General features: G+C 65.7%; 15 protein-coding genes. 10 read left to right on the top strand and 5 right to left on the bottom strand.

Translation table 11 applies throughout. The annotated features are described in order from the left end of the window. The first annotated feature begins 4 nt into the window (after positions 1-4). Both rocF and AC13C7_RS12475 read left to right on the top strand, forming a co-directional pair. Positions 5-931 carry an arginase gene (gene rocF / locus AC13C7_RS12480; RefSeq protein WP_482867671.1) on the top strand — a complete coding sequence of 309 codons (927 nt, stop codon included), beginning with the start codon at positions 5-7 and terminating at the stop codon, positions 929-931. Between the two features lie 12 nt (positions 932-943). Next, positions 944-1,996 (top strand): ornithine cyclodeaminase, encoded by a 1,053-nt coding sequence (locus AC13C7_RS12475; RefSeq protein ID WP_482867670.1) that lies wholly within the window; start codon positions 944-946, stop codon positions 1,994-1,996. A 198-nt stretch (positions 1,997-2,194) separates the two neighbouring features. On the opposite strand, the gene AC13C7_RS12470 is transcribed toward AC13C7_RS12475, so the two are convergent. Next, positions 2,195-2,464, bottom strand: a complete 270-nt coding sequence (locus tag AC13C7_RS12470; RefSeq protein ID WP_446120375.1) for an usg protein — start codon at positions 2,462-2,464, stop codon at positions 2,195-2,197. A gap of 225 nt (positions 2,465-2,689) precedes the next feature. Here AC13C7_RS12470 and gyrA point away from each other — a divergent pair, with 225 nt between their 5' ends. From gyrA to gluQRS, 7 genes are all read left to right on the top strand, one after another. Continuing rightward, positions 2,690-5,383, top strand: a complete 2,694-nt coding sequence (gene gyrA, locus AC13C7_RS12465) for a DNA gyrase subunit A (protein WP_235952805.1) — start codon at positions 2,690-2,692, stop codon at positions 5,381-5,383. Next, on the top strand, positions 5,380-5,745 hold the full coding sequence (locus AC13C7_RS12460) for a DoxX family protein (protein ID WP_172321552.1): 366 nt from the start codon (positions 5,380-5,382) through the stop codon (positions 5,743-5,745). The genes gyrA and AC13C7_RS12460 overlap by 4 nt, the downstream gene beginning before the upstream one ends. After that, complete coding sequence (locus AC13C7_RS12455; RefSeq protein WP_482867669.1) at positions 5,742-6,128, top strand: VOC family protein; 387 nt, start codon at positions 5,742-5,744, stop codon at positions 6,126-6,128. The genes AC13C7_RS12460 and AC13C7_RS12455 overlap by 4 nt, the downstream gene beginning before the upstream one ends. A 123-nt stretch (positions 6,129-6,251) precedes the next feature. After that, positions 6,252-6,650, top strand: coding sequence for a DoxX family protein (locus AC13C7_RS12450; protein ID WP_474887730.1), 399 nt, complete (start codon positions 6,252-6,254; stop codon positions 6,648-6,650). A gap of 59 nt (positions 6,651-6,709) precedes the next feature. Next, positions 6,710-8,062: a methylenetetrahydrofolate--tRNA-(uracil(54)-C(5))-methyltransferase (FADH(2)-oxidizing) TrmFO gene (gene trmFO / locus AC13C7_RS12445; RefSeq protein WP_482867668.1), complete on the top strand. Its 1,353-nt coding sequence runs from the start codon at positions 6,710-6,712 to the stop codon at positions 8,060-8,062. A 38-nt stretch (positions 8,063-8,100) separates the two neighbouring features. Next, positions 8,101-8,709: a class I SAM-dependent DNA methyltransferase gene (locus tag AC13C7_RS12440; protein ID WP_482867667.1), complete on the top strand. Its 609-nt coding sequence runs from the start codon at positions 8,101-8,103 to the stop codon at positions 8,707-8,709. After that, positions 8,706-9,569, top strand: coding sequence for a tRNA glutamyl-Q(34) synthetase GluQRS (gene gluQRS / locus AC13C7_RS12435; RefSeq protein WP_482867666.1), 864 nt, complete (start codon positions 8,706-8,708; stop codon positions 9,567-9,569). Before AC13C7_RS12440 ends, gluQRS begins: the two co-directional genes overlap by 4 nt. Positions 9,570-9,648: 79 nt before the next feature. Here gluQRS and hisI read toward each other — a convergent pair whose 3' ends face one another. Next, a complete protein-coding gene (gene hisI / locus AC13C7_RS12430) occupies positions 9,649-10,008 on the bottom strand; it encodes a phosphoribosyl-AMP cyclohydrolase (RefSeq protein ID WP_172321546.1) in 360 nt (119 codons plus the stop codon). A gap of 67 nt (positions 10,009-10,075) precedes the next feature. Here hisI and AC13C7_RS12425 point away from each other — a divergent pair, with 67 nt between their 5' ends. Next, a complete protein-coding gene (locus AC13C7_RS12425; protein ID WP_172321545.1) occupies positions 10,076-10,528 on the top strand; it encodes an iron-sulfur cluster assembly scaffold protein in 453 nt (150 codons plus the stop codon). Positions 10,529-10,743: 215 nt separating this feature from the next. Here the strand turns inward: AC13C7_RS12425 and AC13C7_RS12420 are convergent, their stop codons facing one another. The 3 genes from AC13C7_RS12420 to ligA all read right to left on the bottom strand — a co-directional run bounded on the left by AC13C7_RS12420 (position 10,744) and on the right by ligA (position 15,315). Next, entirely contained in the window at positions 10,744-10,866 is a 123-nt protein-coding gene (locus tag AC13C7_RS12420; protein ID WP_268879115.1) for a hypothetical protein, read from the bottom strand. Positions 10,867-10,988: 122 nt separating this feature from the next. After that, on the bottom strand, positions 10,989-13,088 hold the full coding sequence (gene recG / locus AC13C7_RS12415) for an ATP-dependent DNA helicase RecG (protein WP_172321544.1): 2,100 nt from the start codon (positions 13,086-13,088) through the stop codon (positions 10,989-10,991). After that, positions 13,081-15,315 (bottom strand): NAD-dependent DNA ligase LigA, encoded by a 2,235-nt coding sequence (gene ligA, locus AC13C7_RS12410; RefSeq protein ID WP_482867665.1) that lies wholly within the window; start codon positions 15,313-15,315, stop codon positions 13,081-13,083. The genes recG and ligA overlap by 8 nt, the downstream gene beginning before the upstream one ends. Between the last annotated feature and the right edge of the window lie 6 nt (positions 15,316-15,321).

The following is a 15,321-nucleotide window of genomic DNA, read 5'->3' as shown; positions in this document are numbered from 1 at the left end:
CCCCATGACCGATACACCCTGTCTCCTGATCGGCGCGCCGATGGATTGCGGCAAGCGCCGCCGCGGATGCCTGATGGGCCCCGACGCCTATCGCACCGCCGGTCTGGCCGAGACCCTGACCGAGCTTGGCCGCGCCCCCCGCGACCTCGGCAATGTCACGCCCGCGCCCTTGCGCGACGTGTCCGGCGCGCACCACATCCACAAGCTGGCCGAGAACATCGCCTGGACCGAGGCGCTGTCTGATGCTGCCGAGACTGCCATGGCGCAGTGCTTTCCCATCTTCCTGGGCGGCGATCACGCGCTGGCGCTTGGCACCGTCTCGGGCGTCGCCAACCACGCCGCCACCCAAGGCCGCCCGCAATTCGTCCTCTGGCTGGATGCGCATTCCGATTTCCACACGCCGCAGACCACCGATTCCGGCAACCTGCACGGCACGCCCGTGGGCTATGTGACGGGACAGAAAGGCTTTGACGGCTTCCCCAAGGTGCAAAACCCCGTGCCTCTGGAGAATATCTGCATGATCGGGTTGCGCTCCGTTGATCGTGAGGAGCGCGCCGCGTTGCAGGATACCGACATGATCCTGCATGACATGCGCGCCATCGACGAACACGGCATCGCCGCCCCCCTGCGCGATTTCCTGGCGCGGGTCGAGGCCGAGAACGGCCTCCTGCATGTCTCGCTGGATGTCGATTTCATCGACCCCGAGATCGCACCCGCCGTCGGCACCACGGTTCCGGGCGGCGCCAGTTTCCGCGAGGCGCATCTGGTGATGGAGATCCTGCATGATAGCGGGTTGGTCTCCTCGCTCGACCTTGTCGAACTGAACCCCTTCCTCGATGATCGCGGCCGCACCGCGTCGTTGATGGTCGATCTCACCGCATCGCTCATGGGCCGCCGCGTCTTCGACCGCCCGACCCGCAGTTTCGCCTGAAGGAGGCCCCAGATGTCCCTGCCCAAACCCTCCGAGCGCGCCTTCGTACCCTTCGTCTCGGTCGACAACATGATGCGGCTGGTGCATTCCATCGGCGTCGAGCGGATGCTGGTGGAGCTTGCCGCCTATATCGAGGAGGATTTCCGCCGCTGGCCGCTTTTCGACAAGACGCCCCGCATCGCGGCCCATTCCAAGGAGGGCGTGATCGAGCTGATGCCGACCTCGGACGGCATTCAATACGGGTTCAAATACGTCAACGGCCACCCCAAGAACACGCGCGAAGGCTTGCAGACCGTCACCGCTTTCGGCCTCCTGGCCGATGTGGCGACCGGTTACCCGACGCTGCTGACAGAAATGACGATGTTGACCGCCCTGCGCACGGCGGCGACCTCGGCGATGGTGGCGAAATACCTCGCCCCCAAGGGCGCCACAACGATGGCGATGATCGGCAATGGCGCGCAGTCCGAGTTCCAGAGCCTCGCCATGAAGGCGATTTGCGGCATCACCACGGTGCGCCTTTATGACACCGACCGGGCCGCCACCGACAAGGCCGCCCGCAATCTTGAGGGCCAGGGCCTGACGGTGGTGAAATGCAGCAGTGCCGAGGACTCGATGGAAGGCGCGCAGATCATCACCACCTGCACCGCCGACAAGCAGAACGCCACGATCCTGACCGACAACATGGTCGGCACGGGCGTGCATATCAACGCGATCGGCGGCGACTGTCCGGGCAAGACGGAACTGGCGCCTGCGATCCTGCACCGCGCCGACATCTTCGTCGAATACCCGCCCCAGACGCGGGTGGAGGGCGAGATCCAGAACGTGGCAGAGGACCACCCGGTAACCGAGCTCTGGCAGGTGATCGAGGGGCAGGCGGCGGGCCGGAGCTCGGCCAGCCAGATCACGCTCTTTGATTCCGTGGGCTTCGCGATCGAGGATTTCTCGGCCCTGCGCTATATCCGCGACCGTCTGGACGGGACCGACCTGTTCGACCAGCTCGACATGCTGGCCGACCCCGACGATCCGCGCGACCTCTTCGGGATGTTGCAGCGCGCCAAGGCGTGACCTGCGCCAGGCAGACAGGGTGGAGGGGGCCTTGCCCCCGCCGCTTTTGAGCGGCCCCCCGCGGATATTTTCAGAACAAAGAAGCCGAAAATTTTAGTCGAATTGCTTTCATTTTGCTGGAAATACCTGCCGCCGGCAGGCCGCGCTCTGACGAGCCCTCCGGAACGGGGGGTGAGGAGGGGCGCACGCCCTTGAGGGTCAGGGGATCGTGAACTCCCCCACCACGTTGCGCCATTTCCCATCGCCGATCATCTTGCGATGCGTGAAACGCACCGAATGCAGCGCGCCCTCGATCTTGTCTTGCCAGAACTCGATGAAGGAAAACAGGCGCGGGTGATCCGGCGCAAGGTCATAATCCTGCCAGGTGAAACTGTTCAGGACATGCGGGTAATCCGGCATGTGATAGAACATCTCGGCCGTGGTCAGGCCGTAGCCTTTCAGCATCAACTCGGTCTCTCGATTTGCCATTTTCTGCCTCTTTGGTTTGCCCTCCCCGATCCGATCATGCGCCGGTTTCGTTAAAAATCAAATAAAACAACTTGTTACCCACCGTGAGGGAGGAGTGCCAAACCCTGTGAAACCGGGCCATTGCACCCCAAAACCTGCGTCTCTATAGTGCGCGACAACTAGATATAGACGCTTGGACAGGACGCGAGCCCGCCTTTGACCGATACGCCAGAACCCCCTGAGAACATGGACGAAACCGACGGGCCCGCGCCCGTTCCCCATGGCCCCCAGATCTCCATCGCCGAGGAGATGAAGACCAGCTTCATCGACTACGCGATGAGCGTCATCATTTCCCGCGCCATCCCCGACCTGCGCGACGGGCTGAAGCCGGTGCATCGGCGCATCCTCTATGCGATGCACGAAAGCGGCAACACGCATGACAAGAGCTATCGCAAATCGGCCCGCCCCGTCGGCGACACGATGGGCAAGTATCACCCGCATGGCGACAGCGCGATCTATGACGCGCTGGTGCGCATGGCGCAGCCGTTTTCCATGTCTCTGCCCCTCTTGGACGGGCAGGGCAATTTCGGCTCGATGGATGGCGATAACGCGGCGGCCATGCGCTATACCGAGGTGCGGATGGACAAGCCCGCCGCGTCCCTTCTGGCCGATATCGACAAGGACACGGTCGATTTCCAGGACAATTACGACGGCAAGGACCGCGAGCCGACCGTCCTGCCCTCGCGCTTTCCCAACATGCTGGTCAATGGCGCGGGCGGCATTGCCGTGGGCATGGCCACCAACATCCCGCCGCATAACCTGGGCGAGGTGATCGACGCCTGCCAGGCGCTGATCGAGGATGCCGACCTGACCTCCGAACAGCTCATGGAGTTCATCCCGGCCCCTGACTTCCCCACCGGCGGCATCATCCTGGGGCGCAGCGGCGCGCGCAAAGCCTATCTTGAGGGGCGCGGCAGCGTCATCATCCGAGCAAAAACCCGCGTCGAGGAGATCCGCAAGGACCGCTACGCCATCATCCTGGACGAGATTCCCTACCAGGTGAACAAGGCCTCGATGATCGAGAAGATCGCCGAACTGGTGCGCGACAAGAAGCTGGAAGGCATCAGCCACGTCCAGGACGAGAGCGACCGGATCGGTGTGCGCGTGGTGATCGAGCTGAAACGCGACGCCACCGCCGAGGTGGTGCTGAACCAGCTCTTCCGCTTTACCCAGATGCAGACCAGTTTCGGCTGCAACATGCTGGCCCTGAACGGTGGCCGTCCCGAGCAGTTGACGCTGCGCCGGTTCCTGACCGCCTTCCTCGATTTCCGAGAAGAGGTCGTGGCGCGCCGCACCGCCTATGAGCTGCGCAAGGCGCGCGAACGCAGCCATATCCTCTGCGGCCTGGCCGTCGCGGTCTCGAATGTCGATGAGGTCGTGGCCACGATCCGCGCCTCCGCCGATGCCGCCGAAGCGCGTGAAAAGCTGATGACGCGGCGCTGGCCCGCGGGCGAGATCCTGGAATATATCGCGCTGATCGACGATCCCACCCATCGCGCCAACGAGGATGGAACCTATAACCTGTCCGAGACCCAGGCCCGCGCCATCCTGGAGCTGCGCCTGCAACGCCTGACCCAGATCGGCGTCAAGGAAGTGACGGACGAGTTGCAGGAGCTTGCCGCCAAGATCCGCGACTACCTTGATATCCTGTCCAGCCGCGACCGCATCCTCTCGATCATCTCGACCGAGCTGGCCGAGGTGAAGGACCAGTTCGCCGTCCCCCGCCGCACCGAGATCGTCGACTGGTCCGGCGACATGGAGGATGAAGACCTGATCGAGCGCGAAGATATGGTCGTGACGGTCACCTCGGGCGGCTATATCAAGCGCACGCCGCTCATCGACTTCCGCGCGCAACGGCGCGGCGGCAAGGGCCTCAGCGGCATGGCGACCAAGGAAGACGACGTCGTCACCACGCTTTTCGTGGCCAACACGCATACGCCGCTTCTGTTCTTCACCTCTGACGGCATGGTCTACAAGATGAAGACCTGGCGCCTGCCGCAGGGCGGGCGCACCTCGCGCGGCAAGGCGATCGTGAACCTGCTTCCGATCCCGCAGGGCGTGTCCATTGCCGCCGTCATGCCCGTCGATCGGGATGAGGAAGACTGGGGCGATCTGCAGATCGTCTTTGCCACCACGGCGGGCGATGTGCGGCGCAACATGTTGTCGGATTTCACCAATGTCATGCGCAACGGCAAGATCGCGATGAAGCTGCCCGAGGGCGTCGAACTGGTCAACGCGCGCATCTGCACCGAGGATGACGATGTCATGCTGGTCACCGATGCGGGCCGCGCCATCCGCTTCCGCACCACCGATGTGCGCGTCTTCAAGGGCCGCGATTCGACCGGGGTGCGCGGCATCCGCCTCTCCAATGGCGACAAGGTCGTGTCGATGGCCGTGATCCGCCATTTCGAGGCCAGCGCCGAGGAACGCGCGGCCTATCTCAAGCAGCGCCGCCTGATGGCTGGTGTGACCGAGGAGGGCGAGGAAGACGAAGTCGCGCCGGGGGAACTGTCGCCCGAGCGCTACGCGGAAATGTCGGCCGCCGAAGACCTGATCCTGACCATCACCGAAGGCGGCCAGGGCAAGCTCAGCTCCAGCCACGATTACCCGGTCCGGGGCCGGGGCGGGCAAGGTGTCGCCGCGATGGACAAGGCGATGCGCGGCGGAGAGATCGTCGCCGCCTTCCCGGTCCTGCTCGAAGACCAGATCATGCTGGCCACCTCCAAGGGCCAGTCGATCCGCTGCCCGGTCGAGGGCATCTCGTTCCGCTCCCGCTCGGCGGGCGGGGTCAAGGTGTTCAACACCGGCAAGGGCGAAGAGGTCGTCTCGGTCGCCTGGATCGCCGATCAGGGGGACGAGGGCGACGAGGCCGAGGCATGAGCGATGCGGCGGCGCTGGCGGGGCGGCTCCTGCTGGCGCTTCTCTTCATCCTGGGCGCGCTGCAAAAGCTGAACGACCCGGAACCCGCGATGACGCTTCTGACGGATCGCGGGTTGCCGCCGCTTCTGGCCTGGCCCGCGCTTCTGTTCAACGGCATCGCCGGGCTGGCGCTGGTCGCGGGCTGGCTGACGCGGCCCTTCGCGCTGGCGTCAGCCGCCTATTGCGCCGTCACCAGCTATTTTCATTTCCTGCCCGATGATCCCTGGCAGATGACCATCTTTGTCAAGAACTGGTCCATTGCGGGCGGGTTCCTGGTGCTGGCCGCGCATGGGCCGGGGCGATATGCACTGGACCGGACGTGAAACAGACCCTCTTCGCCACCGCCTATCTGACGGATGATTATGACGCGGCCATTGCCTGGTTCCGAGCGGCGCTTGGATGGGTGCTGCTGGAAGATACCGATATGGGCCGGGGCAAGCGTTGGATCCGTGTCGCCCCGCATGAGGGGGCCGAGACCTCATTCCTGATCGCCCGCGCCGTGGGGGAACAGGCACCGGCGATTGGCCAGCACGCGGGCGGACGGGTGGGCTATTTCCTGCATACCGACGATTTCGCCGCGCAACACGCCAGGATGCGGGCCGCAGGCGTCCAGTTCGAGGAAGCCCCCCGGCATGAGCCCTACGGCACCGTCGCCGTCTTCCGCGATCTCCACGGCAACCGGTGGGATCTGATCGAGCCGGGATAGGCGTCGCAAAGCCGAACAAAACCTCCGCACCCATGCACACAAGTCGAGATTGATCTGCGGTTTCGTTCCACACTACACAGATCTCCGACCCAGACATCCTGGGACCACTTGTCGGAGGCTTCAATGTCCAACCCCCTTTCCTACGGCCTTCTGGCCGCCCGCGTCCTGATGGCGCTGATCTTCATCGTGGCCGGTTTCGGCAAACTGGGCGATGTCCAGGGTTTCGCCGGTTATCTCGCATCCGGCGGCCTGCCCGCGGTCCTGGCCTGGCCCGCGATCCTCTTTGAGATCCTGGCCGGTTTCGCCCTCCTGATCGGGTTCCAGACCCGCCTGACCGCGCTGGCCCTGGCCGCGTTCAGCGTCGTGACCGCTGCGCTCTACCATTTCGACCCCGCCAACAGCGCGCAGATGACCATGTTCCTGAAGAACGTGGCGATGGCAGGCGGTTACATCGCGCTGGCCGTCGCGGGCGCGGGCGCCCTGGCGCTGGATGGCCGCCTGAGACCCGCCACCGCGGCCTGACCTTCCTGCCGAACGGGCCGAGGCTTTCCAATCGCCTCGGCCCGTTCTATATCCGGCCCATGAGCACACCCATTCATATCATCGGCGGCGGCATGGCCGGGTCCGAGGCCGCCTGGCAGGCCGTCAACCTTGGCGTTCCGGTCGTTATCCACGAAATGCGGCCCAGGGTCGGCACCTTCGCGCATCAGACCGGGCACCTGGCGGAAATGGTCTGCTCCAATTCCTTCCGCTCGGACGATGACGAACAGAACGCCGTGGGCCTGCTGCATTGGGAGATGCGCCAGGCCGGCGGGCTGATCATGTCCATGGCCGACCGCCACCGCCTGCCCGCGGGCGGCGCCCTGGCCGTGGATCGCGAGCCCTTCGCGGCCGATGTCACCGCCCATCTGCGCGCGCATCCGCTGGTCACGGTCAGCGAGGAGGAGATCACCGCCCTGCCCGAGACCGGCCCCGCCATCATCGCCACCGGCCCGCTGACCTCCGGCCCGCTGGCGCAGGCTATCGCCGATGAGGCGGGCCAGGACAGCCTCGCCTTCTTCGACGCCATCGCGCCCATCATCCATGCCGACAGCATCGACATGTCCAAGGCCTGGATGCAGTCGCGCTATGACAAGGGCGAGACCCAGGAGGAGCGCACCGCCTATCTGAACTGCCCGATGGACAAACCCACCTACGAGGCCTTCATCGACGCGCTGCTGGCCGCCGAGAAAACCGCCTTCAAGGAAGGTGAGACCGCAGGCTATTTCGACGGCTGCCTGCCCATCGAGGTGATGGCGGAACGGGGCCGCGAGACCCTGCGTTTCGGCCCGATGAAGCCCGTGGGCCTCACCAACCCGCATGCGCCGCATGTGAAACCCTACGCGGTGGTGCAGCTGCGCCGCGACAACAAGCTTGGCACACTGTTCAACATCGTGGGCTTCCAGACCAAGATGAAGTACGGCGCGCAAACCTCTGTTTTTAGGATGATTCCGGGTCTGGAAAATGCCCGCTTCGCCCGCCTCGGCGGCATCCATCGCAACACCTTCATCAACTCGCCGACGCTGCTCGATGACCAGATGCGCCTGCGCTCGCGCCCCCATATCCGCTTTGCGGGCCAGATCACCGGGGTGGAGGGCTATGTCGAATCCGCCGCGATGGGGCTTCTTGCGGGGCGCCTCGCCGCTGCCGAGATCCTCGGCCAGACGCTGCCGCCCGTGCCGCAGGACACCGCCATGGGCGCGCTGATCCATCACATCACCGGCGGGGCCGAGGCCAGGACGTTCCAGCCGATGAACGTGAATTTCGGCCTCTTTCCCCCCATCGACCTCAAGGGCGGGCGCAAGAACCGCAAGGCGCGCTACAAGGGCTATACCGACCGCGCCAAGACGGCCTGGACCGGCTGGCTGACAGGGGAACCGGCGCTGGTGCTTTGAACTGGACGCCAGCCCGCGCAGGCTGGTAGCGTCCCGCCATGACAGAGAAATTCCTGACGAAATCCTACGGAAAACGCGGTGAAACGGAAGTGCGGGCGCATTACGACGCCTGGGCCGCCAGCTATGACGACGAGATCGCCGCGAACGGCTATGCCACGCCGGGACGCTGCGCCGCCGCGCTGGCCCAAACCGGCCTGAAGACAAACGCACCGATCCTCGACCTGGGCTGCGGCACGGGCCTCTCGGGGCTGGCGCTGATGCTCAAGGGCTTCTCGATCATCGACGGCACCGACCTGTCGCACGGCATGCTGGAGCAGGCCCGCGCCCGTGGCCTCTACCGCCAGCTTTACGAAGGTGAACCCGATGGCGGCCTGCCCCCCGGCCCCTATCAGGCGATCTGCGCTGTCGGCGTGATCAGCCCCGGCGCGGCCCCCGTCTCGATGCTGGAGACCGCGCTGACGGCCCTGCCCAAGGGCGGCTACCTGGTGTTTTCCTATAACGACCACGCGCTGGCCGATGACAGCTACACGCAGGGTTTGGCGGAGGTGGTGAATGGCGGCACCGCGCGAATGATCTTCGAGGAACACGGCCCCCACCTGCCCGGCATCGACTTGAACGCCACCGTCTACGTCCTTGAAAAAACGTGACATTCACGACACGCTTTGCGCCATCCCCCACCGGCCCCCTGCATCTGGGCCACGCCTATTCCGCGATGCTCGCCCATGACATGGCGCGCAGCCAAGGGGGCCGCTTCCTGCTGCGCATCGACGATCTGGACCAGTCCCGTGCGCGGGCTGAATGGGAAGATCTGATCCATGATGACCTGCGCTGGCTCGGCCTGACCTGGGACGGCCCCGTGCGCCGCCAATCCGATCATTTCGACGCCTATCAACGCGCCATCGACAGCCTCGCGCAGGCCACGGGCGCGGTCTATCCCTGCCGCTGCAAGCGCCGCGACATCGAGGCCGCCGCCTCGGCCCCGCAAGAGGGCGTGCCGCGTTTCGGCCCTGATGGCCTGATCTATCCCGGCACCTGCCGCGCCCGCCCCTATGCCGATCGAGCGCCGACGGACGCGCTGCGCTACAACCTCGCCGCCACCGTCGGACCGCCGTCCCGAATGCCCGCCTTCACCGAGACCGGCCCGGCCCATGCCGGGGACCATGAGGTCACGGCCGAGCACCTTCTCACACAGGTCGGCGACCCCATCCTGGCCCGCGCCAACATGGCCGCCTCCTACAATTTCGCCGTGGTCATCGACGACGCCGAGACCGCGATCACCCATGTCATACGCGGCGAGGACCTTTATGAGGCGACCTTTCTGCAACGGTTCGTGCAATGGGAACTGGGGCTGTCCCCGCCCGTCTACCATCACCACCGCCTGATCCGGGACGCGGCCGGAAAGCGCCTGGCCAAGCGCGACGATGCCCGCGCCATCCGCACCTACCGCGCCGAGGGGGCCACACCCGACGACATCCGCCGCATCGTGGGCCTGCCACCTCAAGGTTAACACACCCGCGATTAACCTTAACGCGCGCGCCCCTGCCCCATCTTCTTGGTCCAAATACTCCCGCCGGAGGCTCCCATGCTCACGCCTCGGGCGCCATGATCTCCACCTCATCCCCGTCCCGCACGGCAGTATAGAAACACGACCGCCGCCCGGTATGGCAGGCCGGTCCCGCTTGCCGGACCAGCGCCAGCAGGCAATCGCGGTCGCAATCGACCCGCAGCTCCACCAATTCCTGCACATGGCCCGAGGTCTCGCCCTTGACCCAGAACGCCTGACGAGACCGCGACCAATAGGTCACGCGGCCCGTCTCCAGCGTGCGCGCCACCGCCGCCGCATTCATCCAGGCCAGCATCAACACCTCGCCGGTCTCCGCCTCCTGCGCGATGCAGGGCAGCAATCCGGCCTCGTCATATGTCAAACTTGTGGGGTCGAAACTCATGCCGCGCCTCTCTTTGCATTTCGCCTGCACGTCGCTACCTATAGGCAGTGACCCGAGGGGAAAAGCCATGACGACCGAAACCGACCTGATCAAGCTCTATTCGCAGCGCATCCTGGCGTTGGCCGCCGACATTCCCCTGACCGACCGGCTGGAGGCCCCGCAGGCCAGTATCCGCAAACGCGCGCCGCTTTGTGGCTCGACCGTCACCGTCGATCTGGATCTGGAAGATGGCGTCGTGGCGCGGTTCGGGCAGGATGTGAAAGCCTGCGCGCTTGGCCAGGCCTCCGCCGCGCTGATGGCGCGCAACATCATCGGGCGGACCCGCGCCGAGGTCGAGACCGGGCGCGACCAGTTGCGCGCCATGCTCAAGGAAGGCGCACCGCCCCCCGACGGCCCCTTCGACGGCTACGATGTGCTGGAGCCCGCCCGCGATTACCGCAATCGCCACGCCTCGATCATGCTGGCCTTCGACGCCACCGCCGAGGCCATGGCCGAGGCCGAACAGGCCGCCTGCGCCTGACACCTCCGGACAAAAAAAACCGCCGCACTCCGGGGGGGATCCCGAAGGCGGCGGCAAGGTGTGCGTGTCGGCGTGATCCAAAACCGGGGGCCGATCTGGTCAGGCAATAACCAGGGGCCATCAGGCAGAGGCTCGGGCAAGGGGAAGGTTGGGGACAGACCCTTGCGCGGGTCAAAAGGTTTCGGGCGTGCGACCGCAGGCAGAAATCGAAAGGGTCAGATCAGACCCGGCAGATGCAGCAATCCGACGGTTATGACACCCAGTGCCAACACCCCCGCGAAATCGTAGAGAAGCGTATCGCGGGAGGTCGAAAGGATCTGTTTGATCTGGCTCAGCATGGTGTCCAACTCCTCAACCGTCATCGGCGTGTTAACGCTTTGTTCTCATTTTCGACCGCGTTAATCAAGAACTTTTTGAGAACATTTGAGAACAAAACGCAACCGAACAGTTAACGGCTGATCTAACCTACTGAAATCAAACGGATCGCCTTCTCCTGCTCCATCAGCCAGAGCAGAACGCGCACCGACTGCCCGCGCGCCCCCATCAGATCGGGGTCATGGGCCAGCAGCGCCCGCGCGTCGCGTTGCGCGATCTCCATCAGCCCGGTCTGGCTTTCGAGGTCCGCGACCCGGAACCTTGGCAGCCCCGATTGCGCCGTGCCGATGAGGTCGCCCGCGCCGCGAATGGCCAGGTCTTCCTCGGCGATGCGGAACCCGTCCTCGGTCTCGCGCAGCACCTGCAGGCGCCGCGCCGCCGTCTCGCCCAGGGGCGCGCGATACATGAGAAGACAGGTCGAGGCCGCCTGCCCCCGCCCGACCCGGCCACGCAGCTGGTGCAACTGCGCCAGCCCGAAATTCTCGGCCTGTTCGATCACCATGATCGAGGCATTGGGCACATCGACGCCGACCTCGATCACCGTGGTCGCGACCAGAACCCGCGTGCGTCCGGCGATGAAATCGGCCATCGCCGCGTCCTTCTCGACGGGCGGCATCTGGCCATGAACGAGGCCCACGACCCCTTCACCCAGGCTCGCGCGCAGCGCCTTGAACCGGTCCTCGGCGGCGGTCATGTCGACGGCTTCGCTTTCCTCGACCAGCGGGCAGACCCAATAGGCCTGCCGCCCCTCGGCCACGGCATCCGCCAGATGCTGCACGACCTCGCCCATGCGACCCGAGCTGACCAGCGCGGTCGCAATGGGTTTGCGCCCTGGCGGTTTCTCATCCAGCACCGAGATATCCATGTCGCCATAGGTGGCCAGGCTCAGCGTGCGCGGGATCGGCGTCGCCGTCATCACCAGAACATCCGCGCCCTGCCCTTTCGAGCCGAGCCGCACCCGTTCGCGCACCCCGAACCGGTGCTGTTCATCGACGACCGCAAGGCGCAGATCGGCGAACGCCACGTCATCCTGAAACACCGCATGCGTGCCGACCAGGATCGAGATGTCGCCCGCTTTCAGCGCCTTGAGCTTGGCGCGCCGTTCGCCCCCCTTGTCGCGCCCCGTCAGCATCTCGATCACCACGCCCGCCGCATCAGTCAGCGGTTTCAGGCCGGCGAAATGCTGCGCCGCCAGGATCGAGGTCGGCGCCATCATCACCGCCTGCCCGCCCGCCTCGACCGCGTTCAGCATTGCCATCAGCGCCACCAGCGTCTTGCCCGCGCCGACATCGCCCTGAAGCAGCCGGTTCATCCGCGTTTCCGCCCCCATATCCGCCGTGATCTCGGCAATCGCGCGGGTCTGCGCGCCCGTCGGGCGGTAAGGCAGGCTCTCCAGCACCTTCGCGGCCAGCGCCCCGTCGCCTTTCGAGACGAACCCCTTGGCCCGCCGCACCTTGGCCCGCGCCAGGCCAAGCGTGACCTGATGGGCAAGCAATTCATCATAGGCCAGGCGTTCGCGCGCGGGGTGGGCGCGGGAAAAATCCCGTTCGCTTTCAGGGTGATGCGCGGCCTCCAGCGCCTCAGGCCAGGCCGGCCATTTCTTCGATTTCAGCAGCGGCAGGTCAATCCATTCGCCCAGGTAAGGCGCGCGCGGCAGGGCCGAGGCGACGGCCTTGACGATCCCCTTCTGCGTCACGCCCGATGTCAGCGGATAGACCGGCTCGAATGCCGGGATGCTCTCGGCCTCGACGGGGGGCACGACGTGATCGGGGTGGACCATCTGCGCGATGCCGTCGAAAAGCTCCACCTTGCCCGAGATCACCCGCCGCGCGCCGGTGGGCAGGAGCCGGTCCAGGTAATCGCCGCGCGCGTGAAAGAAGACGAGGTCGAAACTGGTCTCGGCATCGGTGACATGTACGCGATAGGGCCGCCCCTTGAGGGCGGGTTTGCGATGCGGGCCGACGACAACCTCGACCGTCAATGTGGCGGGCAGATCGGCCCCGTTGATCGTCGCGCGCCGGGTCCGGTTGATGCCCCCCACCGGCAGGGTCAGCAGCAGGTCTTTCGGGGTTTCGATTCCCAACCCCTTGTAATTCTTTGACGTTTTCGGGCCGATTCCGTCCAGCCCCTCAAGCTCGGCAAAGAGGGGGAAGAGGATCTCGGGCCGCCCCCGCGCCTCAGCCATCGGAGGGCGCCGCCGCCGGGGCGTCGTTGATCAGCGCCAGCCAGGCGTCCTCGTCAATCGTCTCGACCCCCAATTCTGCCGCCTTTGTCGCCTTCGAGCCCGCCCCCGGCCCCGCGATCAGGATGTCGGTCTTGGCGCTGACCGAGCCCGAGACCTTGGCGCCAAGCGCCTCGGCCCGCGCCTTGGCCTCCTGACGCGTCATCTTTTCCAACGTTCCGGTAAAGACCACGGTCTTGCCCGCGACGGGGCTGTCACTGGCGCGCGCCTCGGGCGGCAACACGGTCAACATGCCCGCAAGCCGGTCGATCGAGGCGCGCTCGGTTTTCTGCTGAAAGCTGGTCACGAGAGCCACCGCAACCGTGGCACCGATGCCGTCGATGCCGGTCAGATCCTCCCAGGCGGCGCGGGCGTCGGCATCCAGCCCCTCCCAGGCCGCGTTGCGCGTGCCGGAAATATCGGCGCGACGCCCCTCGTTGGCCGCTCTTTTTCGTTCCTCCACAATGGCCTCCTCGGCCTTGCGGTGGCACTCGGCGGCGGGGGCTGCACGGTCGATGGCCGCGACCATCGCATCCCAATCGCCGTAATGGCGCGCCAGATCGGTCGAGGCGACCTCGCCCACATGACGCAATCCGAGGGCAAATATCAGCCGGTGCAGCGGGATTTGGCGCTTGTCCTCGATGGCGGCAAAGAGGTTCTCGGCCGATTTCTCGCCCCACCCCTCGCGGTTCTTCAACTGCTGCATCCCGCTGCCATAGCGGTCCTTCAGCGTGAAGATGTCGCCGGGCTCCCTGATCCAGCCATCGAGATAGAACTGTTCCACCTGTTTCGCGCCAAGCCCCTCGATGTCGAAGGCGGCACGCGAGACGAAATGTTTCAGCTTCTCAACGGCTTGCGCGGGACAGATCAACCCGCCCGAGCAGCGGCGCACGGCGTCCCCTTCCTCGCGCACGGCATCGGATCCGCATTCCGGGCAGGTCTCGGGGAAGGCGAAGGGCGCGGCCCCCTCGGGCCGTTTCGAGATATCCACATCCGCGATCTTCGGGATCACGTCGCCGGCGCGGTAGACCTGCACCCAGTCGCCCTCGCGAATATCCTTGCCGTCCCGGATCTGCGCGCCCGCGCTATCGCGGCCCGCGATGTAATCCTCGTTATGCAGGGTCGCGTTGGACACGACGACGCCACCCACGGTCACAGGCGTCAGCCGCGCAACAGGGCTCAGCGCGCCGGTGCGCCCGACCTGAATGTCGATCGCCTCCAGCCGGGTCCAGGCCAGCTCGGCGGGGAACTTATGCGCAATCGCCCATCGCGGCGTGGTCGATCGCAACCCGAGCCGCCCTTGCAGGGCCAGATCGTCGACCTTGTAGACCACCCCGTCGATATCGTAACCCAGACCGGCGCGCTTCTGTTCGATATCCGCGTAATGCGCCAACATCTCATCGGTCGAATTGCAGAGCTTTGTCAGAGGGTTGACCTGAAATCCAAGCGCGCCCAACCGTTCGATCGCGCGCATCTGCGTGTCGGCCAGAGGGGCGGAGACCTGCCCCCAGGCATAGGCGAAAAAGCGCAAGGGCCGCGCGCGGGTGATCTCGGCATCGAGCTGCCGCAAGGAGCCGGCGGCGGCGTTGCGCGGGTTGGCGAATGTCTTGCCGCCCGCCTCGGCCTGGCGCGCGTTCAGCGCCGCGAAATCGGCATGGCTCATATAGACCTCGCCGCGCACTTCCAGGATGTCGGGCGCGCCGGTCAGGGTTTCGGGAATATCGTCGATGGTGCGGGCATTGGCGGTGACATTCTCGCCCACCGTCCCGTCGCCCCGCGTCGCGGCCTGCACCAGCTTGCCGCCCTCATAGCGCAGCGACAGCGACAGCCCGTCGATCTTGGGTTCCGCCGTGAAGGCCAGCGGGGCGTCGGTGAGGCCAAGGAACTTGCGTACGGAGCGGGTGAACTCCGCCACGTCCGCATCCGTGAAGGCATTGCCGAGCGACAGCATCCGTTCGGCATGGGAGATCTTGGAAAACGCCCCCGAGGGGGCCGCGCCCACCTGGTCCGAGGGGCTGTCGGCGCGCTTGAGATGCGGAAACGCGGCCTCGATCTCGGCGTTTTCGCGTTTGAGCGCATCATACTCGGCATCCGTGATCTCGGGCGCATCGTCGCGGTGATAGGCTGCATTGGCGGCCGCCAGCATCTCGGCCAGCTCCGCCAGCCGCGCGCGTGCGGCATCCTCGCTCATCCCTGC

It is taken from the genome of Alterinioella sp. B-7 (assembly GCF_056857775.1).
The sequence above is the reverse complement of the archived record's forward strand: the minus strand, read 5'-3'. Positions and strand labels throughout refer to the sequence as shown.